This is a genomic window from Nocardia sp. NBC_00416 (assembly GCF_036032445.1).
Classification (GTDB): domain Bacteria; phylum Actinomycetota; class Actinomycetes; order Mycobacteriales; family Mycobacteriaceae; genus Nocardia.
This window is the reverse complement of the sequence record NZ_CP107932.1, coordinates 1,392,824-1,412,601: the sequence shown is the minus strand read 5'-3', so window position 1 is coordinate 1,412,601 and position 19,778 is coordinate 1,392,824. Positions and strand designations below refer to the sequence as shown.

At 67.6% G+C, this 19,778-nt stretch carries 17 protein-coding genes; 10 read left to right on the top strand and 7 right to left on the bottom strand.

The window, feature by feature from the left end:
• Positions 1–41 precede the first annotated feature (41 nt).
• Positions 42–1,712 carry a hypothetical protein gene (locus tag OG804_RS06395; RefSeq protein WP_328394855.1) on the bottom strand — a complete coding sequence of 557 codons (1,671 nt, stop codon included), beginning with the start codon at positions 1,710–1,712 and terminating at the stop codon, positions 42–44.
• Between the two features lie 787 nt (positions 1,713–2,499).
• Here OG804_RS06395 and OG804_RS06390 point away from each other — a divergent pair.
• Both OG804_RS06390 and OG804_RS06385 read left to right on the top strand, forming a co-directional pair.
• Positions 2,500–2,814, top strand: a complete 315-nt coding sequence (locus OG804_RS06390; RefSeq protein WP_328394853.1) for a WXG100 family type VII secretion target — start codon at positions 2,500–2,502, stop codon at positions 2,812–2,814.
• A 24-nt stretch (positions 2,815–2,838) separates the two neighbouring features.
• Positions 2,839–3,129 carry a hypothetical protein gene (locus OG804_RS06385; RefSeq protein WP_328394851.1) on the top strand — a complete coding sequence of 97 codons (291 nt, stop codon included), beginning with the start codon at positions 2,839–2,841 and terminating at the stop codon, positions 3,127–3,129.
• Between the two features lie 256 nt (positions 3,130–3,385).
• On the opposite strand, the gene OG804_RS06380 is transcribed toward OG804_RS06385, so the two are convergent.
• Positions 3,386–4,363 (bottom strand): GlxA family transcriptional regulator, encoded by a 978-nt coding sequence (locus tag OG804_RS06380; protein ID WP_328394849.1) that lies wholly within the window; start codon positions 4,361–4,363, stop codon positions 3,386–3,388.
• A gap of 319 nt (positions 4,364–4,682) precedes the next feature.
• Here OG804_RS06380 and OG804_RS06375 point away from each other — a divergent pair, with 319 nt between their 5' ends.
• From OG804_RS06375 to OG804_RS06360, 4 genes are all read left to right on the top strand, one after another.
• Positions 4,683–5,006: a hypothetical protein gene (locus OG804_RS06375; protein WP_328394847.1), complete on the top strand. Its 324-nt coding sequence runs from the start codon at positions 4,683–4,685 to the stop codon at positions 5,004–5,006.
• 144 nt (positions 5,007–5,150) lie between these two features.
• The gene (locus OG804_RS06370; protein WP_328394845.1) at positions 5,151–5,465 is read left to right on the top strand and encodes a type VII secretion target; all 315 of its coding nucleotides are present in this window, start codon (positions 5,151–5,153) and stop codon (positions 5,463–5,465) included.
• Positions 5,465–6,709, top strand: coding sequence for a hypothetical protein (locus tag OG804_RS06365; RefSeq protein WP_328394843.1), 1,245 nt, complete (start codon positions 5,465–5,467; stop codon positions 6,707–6,709). The genes OG804_RS06370 and OG804_RS06365 overlap by 1 nt, the downstream gene beginning before the upstream one ends.
• Positions 6,710–6,724: 15 nt before the next feature.
• Positions 6,725–7,030, top strand: coding sequence for a PE family protein (locus OG804_RS06360; RefSeq protein ID WP_328394841.1), 306 nt, complete (start codon positions 6,725–6,727; stop codon positions 7,028–7,030).
• Positions 7,031–7,050: 20 nt separating this feature from the next.
• Here the strand turns inward: OG804_RS06360 and OG804_RS06355 are convergent, their stop codons facing one another.
• A complete protein-coding gene (locus OG804_RS06355; RefSeq protein ID WP_328394839.1) occupies positions 7,051–7,374 on the bottom strand; it encodes a DUF4333 domain-containing protein in 324 nt (107 codons plus the stop codon).
• Positions 7,375–8,235: 861 nt separating this feature from the next.
• Between OG804_RS06355 and OG804_RS06350 the strand changes: the two genes are divergently transcribed.
• On the top strand, positions 8,236–9,381 hold the full coding sequence (locus OG804_RS06350) for a thioesterase domain-containing protein (RefSeq protein WP_328394837.1): 1,146 nt from the start codon (positions 8,236–8,238) through the stop codon (positions 9,379–9,381).
• A 25-nt stretch (positions 9,382–9,406) separates the two neighbouring features.
• Here OG804_RS06350 and OG804_RS06345 read toward each other — a convergent pair whose 3' ends face one another.
• Together OG804_RS06345 and OG804_RS06340 are read right to left on the bottom strand one after the other, a co-directional pair.
• On the bottom strand, positions 9,407–10,063 hold the full coding sequence (locus tag OG804_RS06345) for an Rv0361 family membrane protein (RefSeq protein WP_328394835.1): 657 nt from the start codon (positions 10,061–10,063) through the stop codon (positions 9,407–9,409).
• A 195-nt stretch (positions 10,064–10,258) separates the two neighbouring features.
• On the bottom strand, positions 10,259–11,272 hold the full coding sequence (locus tag OG804_RS06340) for a phage tail tip lysozyme (protein WP_328394833.1): 1,014 nt from the start codon (positions 11,270–11,272) through the stop codon (positions 10,259–10,261).
• A gap of 232 nt (positions 11,273–11,504) precedes the next feature.
• Between OG804_RS06340 and OG804_RS06335 the strand changes: the two genes are divergently transcribed.
• The 3 genes from OG804_RS06335 to OG804_RS06325 all read left to right on the top strand — a co-directional run bounded on the left by OG804_RS06335 (position 11,505) and on the right by OG804_RS06325 (position 15,677).
• Positions 11,505–12,056, top strand: a complete 552-nt coding sequence (locus tag OG804_RS06335; protein WP_328394831.1) for a dihydrofolate reductase family protein — start codon at positions 11,505–11,507, stop codon at positions 12,054–12,056.
• Positions 12,057–12,190: 134 nt separating this feature from the next.
• Positions 12,191–14,452, top strand: coding sequence for a glycoside hydrolase family 3 C-terminal domain-containing protein (locus tag OG804_RS06330; RefSeq protein ID WP_328394829.1), 2,262 nt, complete (start codon positions 12,191–12,193; stop codon positions 14,450–14,452).
• Between the two features lie 136 nt (positions 14,453–14,588).
• Positions 14,589–15,677, top strand: coding sequence for an alpha/beta hydrolase family esterase (locus OG804_RS06325; RefSeq protein WP_328394827.1), 1,089 nt, complete (start codon positions 14,589–14,591; stop codon positions 15,675–15,677).
• Positions 15,678–15,696: 19 nt separating this feature from the next.
• Here the strand turns inward: OG804_RS06325 and OG804_RS06320 are convergent, their stop codons facing one another.
• A complete protein-coding gene (locus tag OG804_RS06320) occupies positions 15,697–17,919 on the bottom strand; it encodes an acyl-CoA dehydrogenase (protein WP_328394825.1) in 2,223 nt (740 codons plus the stop codon).
• A 130-nt stretch (positions 17,920–18,049) separates the two neighbouring features.
• Complete coding sequence (locus OG804_RS06315; protein ID WP_328394823.1) at positions 18,050–19,648, bottom strand: GMC oxidoreductase; 1,599 nt, start codon at positions 19,646–19,648, stop codon at positions 18,050–18,052.
• Between the last annotated feature and the right edge of the window lie 130 nt (positions 19,649–19,778).

The window sequence follows — 19,778 nt, the reverse complement described above, 5'->3', positions numbered from 1 at the left end:
ACGCGGCGGACCGATCGCTGTGACGTCACCCTCGGACCGACTCATGACCGCACCCCCCGCCGCCGCTGCTCGAATCGCCGCTCGAATTCGACGACGAACCGTGCCGGCGGGATCGAGGACGACGAGGGCTCCAGCACACCGTCGTCCGCGATATAGAAGATCGCCCGGCCGATGGCGAGCTCCCCCCGCGGCACCGGTACGTGGACCATCCACCCGCAGTCGAGCCGGTCCGCCACGAGTTCGTCCAGCGAATACCCGCTGGTGTCCAGTCCGCGCCCTCGAATGTATTGCCGCACTCGGGCGAGAGCCGATCCCGCGGGCAGTGCGACCATGGCCTCCGCCACCAGACCGGCCAACCGGAACTGGAACAGCGCACCGTCCACATCTGTCGCCCCCGCGCCGCCGAATGCGGCGATCACCGTCTCCTCGCTCACCGACCCGGCCTCCGCGGCCGACACCAGCGCTGCCACCGCCGATCTTCCTGCGGTATCCCGTGACCGGGACACCACGCGAGTGGCGATATCGGCCACGGTCCCGCCGGTCCAGACCCCGGGCACGGCCGGTGCGCAGTCGTCGGCCGCCGGTGACTCGCCCCGATACCAGCGGCCGGCGTCCCACCAATAACAGAACGACAGCAATCCCGACGCGGCACGCGAATTCAGCACCGGGTCGGCGACCCATTCAGGTGCTCCCGCGAAGAACTTCGGCATGGCGTCGCCGCCGTTGTAGACCTGGTCGAGGGTAGGAGCGTGCCACACCCCTCCCGACAGCACGGCCCGATCACCGGGCAGCACATACAAGGTCGCTCCGCTACGGCGGGCGCTCTCGAACCAGCCCGACGACGGCAGAATCCGCGGCCCCCATTCCGATCCGCAGGCGACGAAAGCGGCGGCAAGCGTGGCCCAGCGAGCCCACATCACGGGAAACGGCGGGAATTCGTTCTCCACCAGCTCCGACCATACCGATGCGGCGCGATCGGCCCGCGCTGACGCCGCGGCCCGTTGCGGGCTGCGAGCCTGCCGTCCCGCGTGTCCGATATAGGCGGCCAACCACACCGGCAATCGTTCGCGCGGATAGACCTCCAGATCCTCACGATAGGTCTCGGTGGAAAAGAGCTGATCGTCCGGAAACGGTTCGGCCCCATAGTCGTAGTCGATCTCGATCACCCGATCCGAGGTAGCGTGGATCAGCAGCCGCCACCACGGACCTCGCCCCGGTACCACCGAGCGGTCCCGGTACGCGCGGACCGCCTCGATGGCGGATTTCGGTACGGTGCCGACAGTTTCGACACCGTCGGCGCTGAAGACCGCCTGCGCGGAATCGACGGAGACGGTGACCGCGAATTCCGCGTACAGCCGATCCCACGCGGGCGGCGCCGCAGCCACCAACTCATCGACGATCCGTTCGAAGATATCCGGTCCACCCGCCTCATCGGACCGATCGGCACCGGCATCGGCATCGGCATCGGCAGACACTGCCGGGACACCGGCGTTGCCCTCTGTGGCCCCGGAGGTGTCATCGGCCGGCTGCCCAGCATCCGCGCCTGCCGGATCCTGGGACACCGGATCTGCCCGGCTCCCGGATTCGACCGGATCCGCGGAATCGGAATACTCCCCCGCCGCGCCCGTTCCCCCGTTCCCGTCCAGCGTCTCGGCTTCGTGGAGGGTGAACGCAACATCTGGAGAACCGTTCGCATCATCCTGATCCACCATGCTCTGGGAACCCCTTTGACCTTTCCGATCGAGGCCGTACTCCGTATCGGCCGCGGTCGGGCCGCAGCCGATTTCTCCGATACCTGGATTTCAAGTTCAGCCACTACCGAGTGCGACTGTCAACAGAACGACCACCGACGATCGGTTTGCTTACGTTCCCTTGATATCCCGATTCGTGGTGAAGCGGTAGGCGACGGTCAGCCGTTCGATCGATACACCCCGCGGGGGCAACTGGTCGACCGAACAGAATTCCGCTTGCACTCGAGAAAAAGCCCGGCAATCGATCAGCGACGTCCTCCCCGACTCTCGAAGCTCTCCGGCACCCGGAATTCCGGGGCGCCGGGTGTCGCCGCCGCGGAGAATGTCAGGCGAATGTAAATATTCGGTGCGCCGGCGAGCTGGAACAACTTAACTCAGTCTTGAGCCTGCACGACACCGAATCCGGTCATGATCGAGGTACGTTGGTTGTGACGTTTCCACGACTCTATGCCATTTCGAAAGCCACCGGGGGTCCCGCCATGCCCGAGCTGTCGGCCGCACTCGATGCGATCCGCTACCACGGCGATTCTTCGGCGGATCGAGACCCCCATCGTTTCACCGGATCATCCGGTCCCCGCGACAGCCGTCCCGAGCAACGATCATCGAAAGCCCCAGCTGAGCGCCACGCCGATCGATGGGTCGCACATCAGGAGGTGGCCGACACCATGAGTTCACAACGTCACCACCGATTACGGTGCCGTACCCAGCTGGGCAGCACCGCCGAATTCGCACACCAAAGGAGATGACAATGGCAACGCAAGGCTACTCCGTCGACGAGGCCGCCGCGAGTCGATCGATCACCGCTTTCTACGACGCCGCCGATGAGATGCGGGCGATCATCCGATATGTCGCAGGGGCCGTGGACAACACCGGCAACGGCTGGTGGGGGGACGCGCGCAAAGCATTCTTCGGCGGAACCGATCACTGGGGGGACGGCTTCTCCAAACTTCTGGCCACTCTCGATGATCTCACCGATCGGTCCGGTACGGCTGTGGGGACTTTGACCACCGCCGAAAAAGACAACATCGCAGCTGTCACCAGTTACACCACCCTCGCCCACTGAAACATCATCCGACCAGGAGCAGAAATGGATCTCGCGTACAACAGAGAGACGTTCGCGGCACTCGATTCCGATCTGAGTACGGCTTTGGGGAGACTCGAAGAAGCCCGCATTAATCTGACCAATGCAACGAACAACATGATCGACATCGCACTCGCGGGAAGTGACACCGCAGAGGGGGTCCGCATCGAACTCGACGAATTCAACGTCGACTTCGACAACACGGTAGCAAATCTCACCGGTCTCAGAAAGGGTGCGGATACCGCGCAGAACAATGCATTCGATGCCGACGCGGCCGCCCGTGCTATGTTCGCCTGAGCTCGCCGGACCCGAGGAAAGCCGTTACCAGGCCGTCGTCCGGTTTCGATAGGACCCAGCAGCGGATCGGCGCGGACCTGATCATGATTGCGGCCGCGCCGAGACGAGATCACGGATAACCGACATCGAGCAGCACAAAGGCGGCGATCCCGAGCCGCCACCCGGATGCGGCCGGACGACGAAGGCCGTGACCTCCGCCGTCCGGCCGCTACGGACCAGTGCGAAGAACTGTGCTGCTCGGACGCTCGTCAGCCTTTCACCGAATGGCACGGCTGCCGCGGATCTCGGCGACGCTGAGAGCACGCCGGCGCCGGATCAAGGCGCGCAGCGCGCCCCCGCTGAGATAGCCGACCTCCGAGGCTATCGCGTCGACCGTCAGCGTGGTGGAACGCAGCAGGTACACCGCCCGCTCCAGCCGGATATCGTCGGCGAAGTCCTTCGGCGACATCGCCAGATCGGCCCGGACCGCGCGCTGCAGGCTGCGCTCGGTGACTCCGAGTTCGCGGGCGGCCGCGGCGATGAGGAATTGGTCGGATATGTGTTCACGCACCCACCGTTCGAATGCCGCGATCAGCGGGTTCCCCCAGGCCATGACCTCGGGGATCACAAACTGTGACTGACTGGCCCGATTCCCGTGGGCGAGGAATCGCGAGGCCCGTTCCGCGAGGTCGGGACTGGCGCGATGCACCAGCGACAGCGCCAGGTCGAGGTGCGACAGTACGGCGCCGGCGGTGGTGACCTGGTCGCCGTGGCACAGGATTCGGGTTTCGTCCAGACGCACCCGCGGGTAGCGGTGACGGAAGTTCGGACCGAGCCACCAGCTGGTGGTGGCCGGCGAGCCGTCCAGCACACCGGCCTCGGCGAGAAAGTACGTCCCGGTGCATGCGGCGGCCAGGTGCACACCGCCCGCATGCGCACCACGAATCTGGTCGAGCACGGGTCCGTTCACTGCATCGGAGACCAGATCGACGAGCGCCGTCGCCCCGAGCACGTTCACCGCTGGAACAATCAAGGTATCGATCGGGTGCCCGGATAATTCGGACAGTGGCGTCGTAGGAATGATATGGCCGCGGGACGATTTCGCGCTCGAGCCGAGTGAAACAGTGTGGATCGTCCACTCCGCGGGGGGTCGTTCCATGTCCGCGCGTAGCGCGTCGGCCATATCGAACGCCTCCAGCACTGCGCTCAAGCCGAAATCTGCCACACCGTCCACGACGAATACCGCCAGCTGCATGCCGGGAATCGTATTGAATATGTCGCGCCCGGCAATATCCCACCCCGCACATCGCCCGTGATCTCGAGGTCCGTCAACGCGGGGCACCCGACCCGAGGCACGGTGGCGACTCGCCGGGTAGCGAACCGATCCGCCCGTCCGGGGGACGGACAGAGGCTGATCGGTGGCCGAAACCACCCCATATTTGTCGCATCCGGCACTCGGCACCGTGCTATCGCTCTCGATACGCTCTGCCCATCCTTTCCGGGCGCGGTCACTCGGTCACGGCCGAGACCACGCTCCGCTCGACCCATAGTCATGGAAGGCACAGGTTGGATCGATGACCGGTTTGCAGATTGCGGCCGCGGTGGTCGTATGTGCCGATATCGGCATCGTGTTCGCCGCCTTGCTCTGGCCCGAACCACACGAGACCGAGATCCCCGACCGCAGCGCCCCACTGCCCATGACCGCTTGGTCGTCCATCTCGGCGGAACCCGCTCGGCCGCAACGCGGTCCCGGCCCCACCGGGCGGGCCAGGACATTCCTCGCGAGCCGCTGGGTGCCCGCCCAGCGGCTCACTCGCCGGCATTCGGCGCAGACCTCCGATGCTCACGATTCCGGCAATTCACGATTGCACGCCACCGGAAATATCAGCCGAGTGTAAATACTCGGCGGACCGAACTGGTTTCGATCGGGATTCTTGACTGATATTTGAGCCTGCGCCACAGCGATTTCCATTGAATTCGGGGTACGTTGATCGGGAAACTTTTACGATCAACGTATTTCCGAATGCGACGGGGGTCCCACCATGTCCGAATTACGCGCAGTACCCGATGCGATCCGTTGCTACGGCGATTCCGCAGCCGCGACGGCCTTCGAGGTCGCCGCCGCGGGCGCCATGAACCAGGCGGCGGTCATCGCTGCCGCCGTCCCGGTGTTCGGGCTGATCGGCCAGGACTTTCTCGCGGCATTCGCCGTCGCACAGACCAACACCATGCTGTCGGTGAACGAGATCGCGGGCGTGCACGCGGCCACCGCCGTCACCGCCCACCGGAGCGCCGCCGCCTACGAGGCCGCCGAACACCACTCCGCCGCCGATCTCGGTATGGTCGGCGGATTCTGATGTCCGGACCTCTCGACCAGACCATTCTCGATGCGCTGAGGTCGAGTCCGGTCGGCCCGGTCATGGACAAGCCGATCGATCAGGTCCTGCGGGATATGGGCCTGCCGCCGCTACCGGAGATTCCGCCGCTGCCGGAATTCCCGATGCCCGCACTCGATCTGTCGGCGCTGGCCCGACCGCTCACCGACCTCGCGAGCAGCTTCGGGACCGGCCGATTCCCCGCCGCACCGGAAGTCGACCCCGTGCAGGCGCTGTCCCAGGTGTCCTCGGTGGTACAGATGGCGGTCCAGGTCGGCTCGTCCGCAATCCAAATGGCCGCGGGGTCGTGGCAGGGCGCGGGTGCGGACGGCGCGGCGGCCAAGCAGGCGCAGGTAGGCGCGGACAGCGCCGCCGTCGGGGCACAGGGTGCGCAGACATCCCAACAGGTCGCCGTGGCCGCGGGTTCGGTCGCCCGGGGGTCTTTCGCATTGTCGGCGATCATCGCGAAATTCCTCTCCTCGGTCGCGGCGGCCGCACCGTTCGTCGGCACCCCGCCGGGACAGGTGTTCCTGGCGGCCATGTCGGCGGAAACGTTGGCCGAGGCACTGGCTGTAGTCGGGACGACCCGGGCGGAACTCACCGCGCACAGTGCGGAGATGACCGCTACCGGCGCCAAGGTCCCGGTCACCGACGCCCCTGGCTCAGATGCGGCCGTACAGCTCCTCTCCCAGGTGGTGCAGCTGGTGCCGAGCATCGTCGGCGCCGCTACCACGGGCGCCCAGGCGGCTGCCGAAAGCCTCGCCAGATCGCGGCCCCGCGAACTCACGGATTCCGCACTGACACAACACACATCGGCCACATACCCCAGCGGCGCCCCGGGCGGCGGAGTTCCGATGTTCACCATCGGCGGGAGCGCTTCTTCCCCGGTGCGGCCGCTGGCGCCCTGGACCGGTGCCCCAGCGTCCGGAAGCACCGGCGCCACCGCGGCGTCCGCCGCCACATCCACAGGGAGTTCCCCTGCCGGGTCGCCGATGCGCAGTGGTGGTCCGGGGTTCCTGCCCGGCGGCGGTGTGCCCGCGGGGACGGCGCGCAGCGCCGGGGAGTCGACGATCAGCGAACTGCAAGGACAACTGATCACGGGGCAGCACGGCAACGAAGTCGTGGGCGATGTCGATACGGCCACCCCACCGGTGATCGGCGCCGCCGGCACCGCACCTGGATCAGCGCTGGACGGGCCGTCGCCCGACAAGGCACTGACACTGTGAAACGGGGAGGACACCATGGAATACGATCCTGATCAGGCTCGGGCTGCCGTCCGGGACCTCGATGCGCTCGCCGACCTACTCGAGACCGCGTTACGCGACGACGGGCCGCAGCTGGGAACTGAACCGGCCGGCTGCGACGAGGTTTCCGTGCAGGCCGCTCAGACCCTGTGCCGAGTCGCCGACTCCTTCGGCGAGGCCGGCGGGCTTCTCGTGCACGAGTTGCGCAAACTCGCCGCGACGGTCCGCGCCCAATCCGACAGAATGATCGAGATGGAACGGGTGAACACCGAGCAATTCCGCACGGCCCGGCCTACGAGGTAGCCGTTCGGAAGACCCGCGGGTCAGGACCCCGCGTCGTCGACCGCTACGTCGATCCGGCCCCGATCGCCCACTGCTTCGACAACCTCGACGGTCACCCCGATCAGTGAACCGTCGCCAGTGTGCAGCAGGCAGCGGGTCAAGGCGTGGGTTCGAATCTGCAATGAGTCCGGACAATCGACCACAAGTATTTCCATTGTGCCCTCTTGTTCCAGAACATGTTCGACCGTGCGTTCGAGATCTACCTGTCCGAAGCAATGAGCGGTACCGCTCAGCACGGGGAGGCAGGCGCTGAGGAACAGCACACTACCGCCGGCCAGTAGCACCGGGAGTGCGGTGATTCGCACGGAAACTCCTTGTGAAAGATGACGAATCCCGCTGCCGCGCCGAGTTCGTACCGGAGAAATCGGGAATTGATCACTCCGAGAATGCCTGCCGCCGCTTGGCGTTACCTTATTGATTCCTTTGTGCGGCAACCGATTGTGTGCCATCTGCGACCCGAACCGGACCCGGCGACGATAGGCGGAACGACATTGATCGCCACTTATCAAGGTTCGCCGCCGAACGACACTGTCGGGGACCTCGCCCGTACCTTCGGCACGCGCCCGGGCGGTGCAACCGAAACCCGGTCGGCGCGGATGAGCTGCCCGGCCCGCGCCGAGTGCCCGCACCACGCCGATGCCGCAGATGCTCTCGCGCGACTACGTAGCGAATCCTGAGCAACCGACCGCGACCAGGGATCGGCGGCAGCCGTGGCAGAGTCATCCAAGACCGGATTCGATCGGCAGGCCGGAACATCGATATCCGGCTCGCACGCACGTGTCTCCCGCGCCCCGCGGCGCCACGCACGCCCGGGAGCAACGATTCGTCAGCACCCGGAGCCGTCACGAGTCCGAACAATTTCGTTAACAATAGCCGGTCATTAAAAATGAGATTTGAATCTCATAAGCAAGCCTGCATTCGACCAAGCGCAGCGCCGACGAGCTGGGGTTATGTCAAATATTCACGTTCCAGACACCACGAATGCTCGGTAACCGAGCGCCCGCTCACCGATGAATTCCTCGGGGACGACCCCCGGCCGGGACATCGGTCAGCTAATGTCCCATCCGCACAGTCGGTTGGGGCCCGGGCGGCGCCAGCGCTTCCGGACTCGCGGCCGCAGTGCCGATCGATCCCGGCAGAGAGTTGGTAGAGCGCAGATGGCCACGATGACAGAAATTCGGCCCGCCGCCTGCCACCGCCCGTTCCGGATGCCCAGCACGTCCAGCGAACAGCTGGTAGCCGATGCTTTCGCCGCCGTCCTGCTCCACCGGGACCCGACCTACCGGACCCGGACCACCTGCCTCACCGCCACGCGAGCGAACCCGACCGCCTGCATCGGATTGGACGAGAACTTCTTCGACCTCGGTGGTAACTCGATGCTCGCCGAACAATTGGCGATCAGGCTGGGGGGCACCCTGGACATCGAGCTACCGGCCCGGCTGGTCTCCGAAGCGCCCACGGTCATCGCGCTCGCCTGCCGGATCGACGAACTCCTCACCGCACGCGGGATGGGGTGGTCGGAGCCGCGACCGGAACACCGCGACATCGTGGACCGCAGCGCCTTCGACACGCTGCTGCCGTTGCGCCCGGGACACTCCAGCGCACCCCTGTTCTGCATCCACCCGATCACCGGACTCGCCTGGTCCTTTGCCGGATTGGCCGCCCATCTCGAGCCCGATCTCCCGGTCTACGGCCTGCAGTCGCCGGCGCTCACTCCGGGCGCCGACCTGCCCGGTTCCATCGAATCCTGGGCGAACCTGTACTCGACATTGATCCGCTCGGTCCAGCCCAGCGGTCCGTACCGGTTGCTCGGCTGGTCGTTCGGCGGCCTGCTCGCGCACGAGATCGCGGTCCGGCTGCAACGCGCGGGAGAACAGGTCGCGTTCCTGGGCATCATGGACAGCTACCTGTCCGATCCGGACGCACCGGCGGCACCGGTCTCGCTCGCCGAGGTCCTCGGCGGCCTCCTCGAGGACGACCCGGGCGATCTCGGCACGCTGGACGATTTCGATCCGGCCGCCGTGCTGGCCCGGCTGCCCGAGCCGCTGGCCTCACTCGGTACCGATCGGTTCGAACGTCTGCGGGACGCCGTCGGGCATTCGATCCGGCTACGCGACGCCTATCGCGCCCCCGTCTACCGAGGTGAGGTCGTCTACTTCAGCGCCACCCAGCGCAGCCCCGGTACCGGCGCGCGAGCGTGGCGTGCGCTCGTCGACGGAACCCTCCACCACCATGCGGTCCCGACCACGCACTGGCAGATGACCTCGGCGCCGGGACTGGCCCGGATCGCCGAGGTTCTACGAGATCACTGAACGCGCCCCGGCCCGCTCGGCGCTCCTACGGGCCGCCGATACCGAAACCGGAGTCATCGAATTCGATATCGGGATCGAGGATCCCGCACACCTTCCAGTCGCCGTCCTCTTCGACGAGATCGTAGGTCGCGGTCGAGGTGCTCTCGTTACCCATGACCGACATCGTCATCTCCATGGTGAACGTCCCGGAGCTGCTCCCCGATTCGACGTCCACGCTCTTCAGCGTCGACGTCGATTCCGGCAGATCGGTATCGGGCACCGCGGTGGGTTTCGCCGGACTCTGCTGCTCGTACTGCGAGATCTCGTCCAGGTCGGCCGCGCACACCAGATCTTTCGGATCACCCTTCTGATCCACCCAGGCCTGCGCCACATCGCGCGGGTCGTCGTAGCCGCCCCCGACAACCGCGCCGCCGCCACCGGCGAACAGGAAGAACGCACCCACTCCAAGTGCGATCAGCACGACTGCGCAGCCACCGACGATCAGCGCGATCTTGCCGCCGTTACCTCCGGACTGGCGGGGCGGCCCGCCGTAGCCCGGGGCGCCGAACTGCGGTGGACCGGGCGGATACTGCTGCCCGTAATGCGGTTGTCCCGGATACGGCTGTCCGGGGTACGGCCCGCCCGCCGGAGGCGGCTGACCGGGCTGATGCTGGTACGGGTTGGGTTGTTGCGGGTGACCCATTCGGTAGCCTGTTTCCCTTACTTGCCTGCGCGTCACCCCAGTGGCGCCGCGTCCTCACACTGATTCCCCCACGGCGATGCGGCGTTAACACTAGCACCGGCCCACCTGGGCTCGGACAGAGAAATATTGCGACGGAACGGCTTTGGGCAAGTTTTTACACGATCAAGAGGTAGGACCGGGCGCGGACGCCGATCGCTACGCCGACACCATCGAATTCGCGATGCTGTTCGCGTTGGCGATGCGCTGCCCCCTGGCCTCTCCGGAGCTGCGTTCGTAGTACTGATCGAAGACCGCGGCCGCGTCACCGGCCGACGAGGTCCGACGGAGTCTGCCGAGTGCGCCCGATTCGCTTCCGTTCAGTTCGTGCATCATGAAGTCGATCTGGTTCTTCCAACTGGTCACGCCGCCTTCGCGGCCGCCCGCGAAGGCCTCCAGATTCTCGCGGCGCCCGCCGAGCCACTGAGCCAGACCGATCGCGCCTTCGTTCGGGTTGTACGCACCGGTGTCGAACCCGGATTCGACCTGCAGGTTACCCAGGATCCCGGCGGCCTGCTCCGGGGTGAATCCGTAGTGATCGATCAGATACTGATACATAGCCTGCACGTCAGCCTTCTCGCCCGCACCGATGGGCTGGGCCGATTCGCCGCTGTACGCGCCGCTGGTATCGGTGAGTCCGGGGAAGTACGGCGACCCGCCACCACCGCCACCGCCGCCCGACCAGTCCTCGGGGACCTGCGCGGACTTGCCTTCCAGCGCGGCGTAGGCGACGTAGACCTTGTCGACGGCGTCACCGACCGCCTTGTCGATGGCATTGACCGCGTCGAGCTGCCGAGAGGGGGTCGGATCATCCGGCACGTTCTTCGTGATCTCGACGGCCGAATCGCGTAGTTCCTCGAACTCCTCGGTCACCCCATTGGCGTCGTCGGCCGCGTGGGCGGCGATAAAGCCGATCTGGTCGTCGAGTGCGTACCAGTCCTGCTGATACTCCTCGACCTGGTCGCCCTTCAGTTTGTACTTGTCCCCCAGTTCGCTGGCACCGGGACGTCCTTCGCCCTTCTTGACCAGCTCGGCGGGCGTGAGGGTCTTCGCGCTCTTGTCCCCGAGCCCGCCCTCCAGCGCCTTGAGCACCTTCTCCGTGTAGTCCACATAGGGATTGAGAATCGGAGCGTTACGCGGACGATGGAGCGTCCAGTCCTCTTTGGGGGCCATTTCCACCATCCTCGCCGCTATGCCTCCACCTAAATAACAGAATTCCACCTCGCAGCGACATCAGGTGCTCCCGCTGGTGAGAATGGGGGGGGTTCCGGGTGGAGCCGGACACCGATGAATCTGCCACACACACCCCGTCTACTCGTGCAAGCCCGGCAAACCGCCCGAACACGGACGGACCGGCAGCCCCAACGATACGCAGCCCGCTCCGGCGGCCAGGAAGGACATCGTCATGGGAACCATCGCCGTTCACGAGTTCATCTCCCTCGACGGGGTGTACGAAGACCCCTCGTGGACTTTCGAATTCGGCTTCGAGCCGCAGATGGGCGAGACCCTCGCCACGATCACCGGGGACGCGAGAGCAATCCTGCTCGGCCGCAACACATTCGAGATGTTCGCGCCGGCCTGGTCCACCCGCACGGTCGACGACGATCCGGGCGCTCCGTTCTTCAACGACACCGTCAAGTACGTGGTGGGCGCGGGCGAACCCCGGGCGGAATGGTCCAACAGCAAGCGGCTCGGCGCGTACGACGCCGACGCGATCCGCACGCTCGAGGACGAGATCGACGGGACCATCTACATCAGCGGGAGCGGCACGCTGGTGCGGGCGCTGCTCGCGGACGGACTCGTCGACGATCTGCACCTGTTCGTGTACCCGATCGCCCTGGGCAAAGGGGAGAGACTGTTCGCCGACGGCGTCGACGCGACGAAGCTCGCCCTCAAAGCCCACGATGTGTACGCGAACGGCGTGGTGCATCTGAACTACGGCCCGGCGCGGTCCTGACCCGGCGCGCCCGCACGGGACCGGCCGGCCCGGCGTCACGGCCGGTCCGGTGGCGGCGCGCTGGTCGTATCCACCACGGGCGCGCTCGCACCGGCTAGGTTCGAGACCAGTGCCGAACCCTCAGGAGGAACCGCATGCCGGACCCGGTCGCAGCCACCCCGGAGGATCTGATCGCCCCGCTCTCCACCGAGGAACGCGCCCGCCTCGGCAGCGGACAGGACTTCTGGTCGACCGAACCGGTCCGGGATATTCCGTCGATCACCGTGTCGGACGGCCCGCACGGGCTGCGACATCAGGATCCCGACCAGGGCGGTGACGCGCTGGGTATCGGGCCGAGCATTCCGGCGACCTGTTTCCCGCCCGCGGTGGGACTGGGTCAGAGCTGGGATCCGGACCTGGCCGCCGAAGTCGGCGCCGCGGTCGGTCGCGAGGCCCGGACTGCCGGGGTGCAGATCGTGCTAGGTCCCGGGATCAACATCAAACGGGACCCGCGCTGCGGCCGGAATTTCGAGTACTACTCCGAGGACCCCCGGCTCACCGCCGCGCTGGCCACCGGTTGGGTGCGCGGACTCCAGCAGCAGGGGGTGGGTGCGTCGCTGAAACACTTCGCGGCGAACAACACCGAGCACGAGCGGATGACGTCCAGTTCCGATGTCGATCCGCGGCCGCTGCGGGAGATCTATCTGCACGCGTTCGGGCACGTGGTCCGGGAGGCCGCGCCGTGGACGGTGATGTGTTCCTACAACAAGATCAATGGCGTGTACGCGGCGCAGAATCATTGGCTGCTCACCGAGGTCCTGCGCGGCGAATGGGGATTCCAGGGGGCGGTCGTGAGCGATTGGGGCGCCGTGGACGACCGGGTCGCCGCGGTCGCCGCCGGACTGGATCTGACGATGCCCGGCGCCGACGAGACCGGCGACCATCGGGTCGCGGCCGCGGTCGCCGACGGTTCCCTCGACGAGGCGGCTCTCGCGAGATCGGCGGGCCGGATAGCCGCGCTGGCCCGGCGCGCGACCGGGAGCGCCCGCCCCGGCACGGTCTGGGAGGTCGACGACCACCACGCGCTCGCCCGATCCGTGGCGAGCCGCTGCGCGGTGCTGCTGAAGAACGACCACCATGTCCTACCGCTGGAACCGAGCGGTCGGATCGCGGTTCTCGGGGAGTTCGCCACCGCGCCGCGCTATCAGGGCGGCGGATCCTCGCATGTGAACGCCACCCGCGTCGATATCCCACTCGACGAGATCCGCGTCCTGGCCGGTTCGGCGACGGTAACCCACGCCCGCGGATTCGACACCGAATCCGATTCCCGCGCAGCGGAACTGCGCACGGAAGCCGTCGGGACGGCCGCACAGGCCGACGTCGCGGTGCTGTTCCTGGGGTTGGCGGCCGCGCAGGAGTCCGAAGGATTCGACCGCGACCATATCGACCTTCCCGCCGACCAGAGGGAACTCCTGCACGCCGTGCGCGCGGTGCAATCCCGGGTGGTCGTGGTGCTCGCGCACGGGAGTGTGCTGCGGCTGGCTCCCCTCGTCGACGCCGCCGACGCGATCCTCGATGCCGCGCTCCTCGGGCAGGCCGCCGGTGGCGCGATCGCCGATCTGCTGTTCGGCGCCGCCGACCCGTCCGGCCGGCTGACCGAGACCGTGCCGATCCGGCTCACCGATGTCCCCGCCTACGACAACTTCCCCGGCGAACAGGGGCACGTCCGGTACGGGGAGGGGATTTTCGTCGGCTACCGCTGGTACGACCGTCGCGAACTCGGGGTCACGTACCCGTTCGGGCACGGCCTGTCCTATACGACCTTCGACTACTCCGAGCCCCGGGTGGCCGCCGACGCCGACGGTGTATCGGTCACCGTGCGGGTGACCAACACCGGCGCCCGACCGGGTCGCGAGGTGGTGCAGGTGTACACCGGTCTCGCCGCCTCGGCCGTACTCCGGCCGCCGCGCGAACTGCGCGGGTTCGCACCGGTCGTCGTGGAACCCGGTGCGGCGCAGGAGGTCACCGTGCGGATTCCGCGCCGGGAGTTCGCGTACTGGAACGAACCCGCCGGCCGATGGGTCGTCGAAGGCGGTGATTACACCGTGCACATCGGTTCCTCCAGTCGTGATCTGCGGGTGGCGGCCACCGTGACGATCACCGGAGACTCCTTCTCCGTGCCGCTCACCCGGGAATCGACCTTTGCCGAGGTCATGGCCCACCCGATCGCAGGTCCGGAGCTCGGTGCGAAACTGCAGCCCTTGTTCGGGGATCGAGGCGCCGCTGCCGGAGCCGATCTGGGAGTCGATATGGCGCGGATGATCGCGTCGATCCCCATCGGACGGCTCGCACTCAGCTTCGGCGGCCTGATGACCGCTGCGGAACTCGACGGTCTGCTCGACCGCGCGAACGCCTGAACAGGAACCCGGTACCGATGAATCCGGCGGGCCGGCCCGGGAATGCCGGTGTCGACACACGGGCGCCGTGGCGATTCGCGAGCGCTGACCCGCCATTCGGACAATCGTGCTGCCCAAATTTGCGATCATCGTTCTCGTGTCCAGCTTTCTGACTTCTGCCGTGCGCCGGGTGATCCCGGGCCGGAATCGCCACACCCACAGCCCCGCCGACGCGCGACCTCGCCGGCGATCGGTGCTGATCGTCACCGCGATCGCCGTGCTGTCCCTCGCCGCGCCGGGTCCCGCGCAGAGCGCACCCTCCGATCCGGTCGATCCGCCGGTCCCCTCGGCCGGCTGCGCCGCCGCGCCGCCGCAGGCGGGTGTCGAGCCGGTGCTCTTCGCCTCGCGCGGCGTTTCGGGCGTCTACCTGCGGGACGTGCCCGCCGATGCGGATCGACCGCTGCCGGTGGTCCTGGATCTGCACGGATACCTCGAGCCCGTGTTCATCCAGCACACCAGCACCGAATTCGGCGCCTACGGCCGCGCGCACGGATTCATCACCGTCACACCGCAACTGCTGCGCCCCGGCCTGCCCCGATGGGATTTCGATCAGGGGTCCGCAGATATCGGCTACCTGGGTGATCTGCTCACCCAGGTCGAGTCGACACTGTGCGTCGACACGCGGCGAATCTATGCCACCGGTCTGTCCATGGGCGGTTTCACCACGTCGTCGCTGGGATGCCAGTTCGCCGACCGGATCGCCGCGATCGCGCCGGTCGCCGGCCTCTCCGATTTCGCGTGGTGCGCTCCCGCCCGCCCGATCCCGGTGATCGCGCTGCACGGCACGGCGGATCCGATCGTCGCCTATGAGGGCGGCACCGGCCCGAACGCGCGGCTGCTGCCGTCGCCGGACGGCAGTGGCTCCGCGGACCCGCGGCATCAGCGACCCGATGTGGAAGGGCCGGGCCCGCAATCGATCCCACAGAACGCGGCGGCCTGGGCCCACCGCAACGGATGCGGTGCGGAGGCGACCGAACAGCGGATCGCCGACGATGTGGTCCGCACTTTCTACCCGTGCCCGGCCGGCGCCGAGGTGGAACTGTGGTCCATCCTCGGCGGTGGCCACATCTGGTTCGGCACCCGATCGGAGATCTTCCCGGGCGCGCTGGTCGGAAACGATACGGACTCGATCAGCGCTACCACGCTCATCTGGGATTTCTTCCGCACGCACCCGATGCAGGCCTGAGCCGGGATAGTGGCCGCGGCTACTTGCGCGGCAACCCCAGCACGAGTGTCGCGATCGTGTTGAGCTGGATCTCCAGCGTCCCGCCGCCGATGATCCAGGTCGGGATATCGAGCTCATGGTGCACCGGCTCGGAGAGCGCCGCACCGAGCGCCGCGGCCGGACCGATCAGGTTCAGCGCCGCCGCCGCGGCATCGGTGTGCAGCATGGACGCGGCGGCCTTGGCGATGCTGGTGGCCGGCCCCACCGGCTGACCGTCGAGGCGGCGGATCGTCTCCCGCAGGTTCAGCGCCGAGATCGCCGCGCCGCGCGCGCTGATCCGGCCCAGGGTGCGCACCGCGTCCGCCCGGCTGCCCGCGTACTCGGCGCGTTCGATGATGCCCTGAAGGCGCTTGTTGTGTCCGGGATCCCGGACACCGCCGATGAACAGGCGTTCCTGGGCCAGGGTCTCGAGGGTCAGTGTCCAGCCCTGACCGGGTTCGCCCAGGACCATGGTGTCGGGTACGAACGCGCCGTCGAAGAAGACCTCGTTGAATTCGGCGTCACCGCTGGCCTGGGTGATCGGACGGACCTCCACCCCGGCTGCGTGCATATCGACCAGGAACATGGTGAGTCCCCGGTGGCGTTCGGCCTCCGGATCGGTGCGGGCGAGCAACAGACCCCAGTCGGCGCGATGGGCGAGCGTGGTCCAGATCTTCTGCCCGTTCAGTTCCCAGCCGCCGTCGACGCGGGTGGCACGCAGGCTCAGCGAAGCGACATCCGAGCCGGCTTCCGGTTCGCTGAACAACTGGCACCAGATCTCCTCGCCGCGCAGCGCCGGGCCCGCCAGCCGGGCGAGCTGGTCGGACGTGCCGCGATGCAGGACGATCGGCACCACCCACTGCCCGATCCCCATGGACGGCTGGGCGATACCGTGCCGGTCGTATTCGTCCTGCAGGATCAACTGTTCGAGTGGTCCGGCCTCGATCCCGTAGGGCTGGGCCATCGGCGGCGACACCAGTCCGCTGTCGGCCAGCAGGGTGCGACGCGGGCCGGGGTTCACCGAATCCTGGTCGCCGATCTTCGACGGGCCCGGATTGTCCAGCCCGGCCGCTCGGTCGAGGATCTCCGAAACCCACTCGCGGAAGGACGGATCCGTCTCCGGCAGCGGTACGGCGAAGTTACGCGGTCCGTGCAGGGCGGCCTCACCCAGCCGCAGTTCCCACGACTCGGCCGGTCCGGCGAGCCCGGAAAGGGAGATCGCCCGGCGCCAGTACAGGTGCAGATCGTGTTCCCAGGTGAACCCGATGGCGCCGTGCAGGCCCAGGCATTCCACGGCGGCGTGCACGGCGTTGCCGAGCGCGGTCAGCGCCGCGCCGGCTACGGCGTGCGTACGCTGCCGGGCGTCGTCGTCCAGGCCGCGCACCGCGTCCCAGGCCGCCGCGGCGGCCAACTCGCTGGTGATCAGCAACTGCGCGGTGCGATGCTGCACGGCTTGGAAGGCGCCGATCGGGCGACCGAACTGGGTACGCGATTTCACGTAGGCGGTGGCGGTATCGGCGCACCAGCGGATCACGCCGGCGACCTCTACGGCCGCGAGTGCCACCGCCACGGCCCCGGCCCGCCCGGTGTCGAGATCTACCGGCACACCGGCGGATACCTCACGAAAGCGGACCACACCGATATCGCGGCCCAGGTCGGCGCCGTCCCGCACCTCGACTTCGACACCCGGCGCCGAGCGTTCGACGAGGAACCACCGGGTCTGCGCGCCGTCCGTCCCGGCGACGACGAGCAGTTCGGCCGCGGCCGCGCCCAGCACCAGGCCGGTCTCGCCGGTGAGCCGCGCGCCGTCGGATCCGGTGGATACCGCGACGGCGTGCTCCGGTGGGATCACCGCGCCGGTGGCGCCGTCGGCGAACCTGCGTAGCGCGGCGTCGGCGGTCGCAACTCCGGCCGCGGTGGCGAGTATCGCGCTCGCCACGACGGTGGGAAGCAGCGGCCCGGGCAGCAGAGCGCGCCCCGATTCGTCGAGTACCACTGCCAAGTCGTCGAGTGTGCCGCCCTGTCCCCCGACGCTTTCCGGTAGATGGACACCGGTCAGCCCGAGCGCCACCAGGCCGGACCAGAATTCCGGCCGCGCGCCCTGTTTCAGGCTGCCGGTGTTCTTCCGGGTGTACTCGCGACCGGCATGGCGGTCGGCGAATCCGGCGACGGTTTCGGCCAGTGCCGCCTGGTCGGCGGTCAGCGCAACAGGCACGGTTCTCATTCCGGTCGGGGCTCGGGCGGGCTCCCGCGGCATTCGCGGGACCACCAGATTAGAACACGTTCTACTAGCGGCGCGGGGATTCGGGACCTCTCACCCCGAATTCCCCCGGCGAACAGCCCACCCCGGTTCCTCAGATGGCCGAACCCACATCCTGCGCGACCAGATTGTCCATCGCCCGCTCGGCCACCGCGGCGATGGTCATCGAGGGATTGCACGCACCGGAGTTACCGGGGAGCAGGGCGCCGTCGAGCACGTACAAACCGGGCTGATCGTGTACCCGGCCGTCGAGATCGCAGACAGCGCCCATGCACGCACCGCCGAGCGGATGCCAGGTCGAGGGAAACGCCCGGTTCGTGTCGCCGATCACCGACGCCGGACCCGCCACCTTGTGCACTGTCTTCTCGATCTGGCCGTACTGGATAGCCGCGTCGCCGTCGGCCGGCCAGGACAGCCGGGCGGTATCGGTGGCCGAGTTGTAGACGAAACGGCCACGCGCCGCACTGACGCCGTAGCCGACCAGCATCGTGGTGTGGGCGTCCATGCCCAGCGGCGGAATCGACGCCTGGATCACGGTATGCGCGGTCGCCGGATCGTCCCAGTTCAGGCTGCCGTAGACGACCGGCCCGCCCTGTTTCGCGCCGAAGTCCTCGGCCAGGCTCGTCCAGGTGTAGATCCGGTCGGCGTTGGTGCCCCAGCCCGCACCGAGTTCGTCCGGCATATCCGGGATCAGTCCCTTGCCGGACGCCCGCATCAGCAATTCGGTGGTGTTGAGACTTCCGGCGGCCATGATGAGCGCCTTGGTGGTGAGGATCTTCTGCTCCAGCACCCGGGCGGATTCGTCGGTCCGGTCGACGTGGACGATCCAGCGGCCGTCGGCTCCTCGTTCCACATCGGTGACGTTGTGCATCACCTGAACGTCCACCAGCCCGGTGGCCTCGGCTTCCGCGACATAGGTGACGTCCACCGAATGCTTACCGCCGTTGTTCACGCCGAAGGCGCCGGCGCCGTCGGAGTACGCGGCTCGCATCTCGCCGCGCGTCTCGGCGAGTGCGTAGTTCCAGTCGATGGGCATCGGAATCTTCGACACCGGCAGACCCGCCGCCGCCGCGTTCCGCGCGAAGACCCGCGCGGCCTTGTAGTTCGGGTGAGCGATCAGCTCGTCCGGCGCCACGGCCAACTTCAGCATCGAGGCGACCCGCGGATAGTGGACGCGGTCCATCCGGCGCCAATCGAGTTCCTGTGGGAAGTACGTATTGAACACCGCTTCGGACGGCTGTAGCGACATCCCCTGATAGAGCAGCGAACCGCCGCCCAGACCCGCCGCGCACAGCGCCGTCATATTGTCGCCGACGACCGCGTCGAGCAGCCCGGTGTAGGGCTCGAACGAGACCGGCTTCCCGAACAGCTGCGGGTCGGAGCCGTACCAGAGCATCCGCTTGTCGGGCGACGTCGGGCTGGCGAAGGTGTCCGCGTCGGGCCCGGTGGCCCAGCGCTTGCCGCGTTCGAGCAGGAGGACCGGAACGCCGGCGCGGGCCAGGCGCAACGCCGCGATTCCGCCGCCGAACCCGGAACCGATCACGATCACCCGATGTTCTTCGCGCGCGACCGGTGTGCGCCGCCGTGGCGCCCGGGCGGCGGGATCGGCCGCGGCGAATCCCGCGCCCGCGAGCGTGATACCGGCCGCCGCGGTCGTACCGCCCAGGAAAGTGCGCCGTGAAATTGCGGACAAGACCGACCTCCGAAACAGCTGTGCACACGACTCCGCGCCGAGCATCGTCCGCCGCCGCATCGTTGCGGACGCGACGACCCGGACAGCCGACGAACGGAGTGCCCGTGGAGCTTCCCCCGGGCGGGCTCAA

Excerpts from the sequence above, each read along its gene's own strand:
- OG804_RS06395 (WP_328394855.1), bottom strand. The coding sequence starts at position 1,712 with ATGGTGGATCAGGATGATGCGAACGGTTCTCCAGATGTTGCGTTCACC.
- OG804_RS06390 (WP_328394853.1), top strand. The coding sequence starts at position 2,500 with ATGGCAACGCAAGGCTACTCCGTCGACGAGGCCGCCGCGAGTCGATCG.
- OG804_RS06385 (WP_328394851.1), top strand. The coding sequence starts at position 2,839 with ATGGATCTCGCGTACAACAGAGAGACGTTCGCGGCACTCGATTCCGAT.
- OG804_RS06380 (WP_328394849.1), bottom strand. The coding sequence starts at position 4,363 with ATGCAGCTGGCGGTATTCGTCGTGGACGGTGTGGCAGATTTCGGCTTG.
- OG804_RS06375 (WP_328394847.1), top strand. The coding sequence starts at position 4,683 with ATGACCGGTTTGCAGATTGCGGCCGCGGTGGTCGTATGTGCCGATATC.
- OG804_RS06370 (WP_328394845.1), top strand. The coding sequence starts at position 5,151 with ATGTCCGAATTACGCGCAGTACCCGATGCGATCCGTTGCTACGGCGAT.
- OG804_RS06365 (WP_328394843.1), top strand. The coding sequence starts at position 5,465 with ATGTCCGGACCTCTCGACCAGACCATTCTCGATGCGCTGAGGTCGAGT.
- OG804_RS06360 (WP_328394841.1), top strand. The coding sequence starts at position 6,725 with ATGGAATACGATCCTGATCAGGCTCGGGCTGCCGTCCGGGACCTCGAT.
- OG804_RS06350 (WP_328394837.1), top strand. The coding sequence starts at position 8,236 with ATGACAGAAATTCGGCCCGCCGCCTGCCACCGCCCGTTCCGGATGCCC.
- OG804_RS06345 (WP_328394835.1), bottom strand. The coding sequence starts at position 10,063 with ATGGGTCACCCGCAACAACCCAACCCGTACCAGCATCAGCCCGGTCAG.
- OG804_RS06340 (WP_328394833.1), bottom strand. The coding sequence starts at position 11,272 with ATGGCCCCCAAAGAGGACTGGACGCTCCATCGTCCGCGTAACGCTCCG.
- OG804_RS06335 (WP_328394831.1), top strand. The coding sequence starts at position 11,505 with ATGGGAACCATCGCCGTTCACGAGTTCATCTCCCTCGACGGGGTGTAC.
- OG804_RS06330 (WP_328394829.1), top strand. The coding sequence starts at position 12,191 with ATGCCGGACCCGGTCGCAGCCACCCCGGAGGATCTGATCGCCCCGCTC.
- OG804_RS06320 (WP_328394825.1), bottom strand. The coding sequence starts at position 17,919 with ATGAGAACCGTGCCTGTTGCGCTGACCGCCGACCAGGCGGCACTGGCC.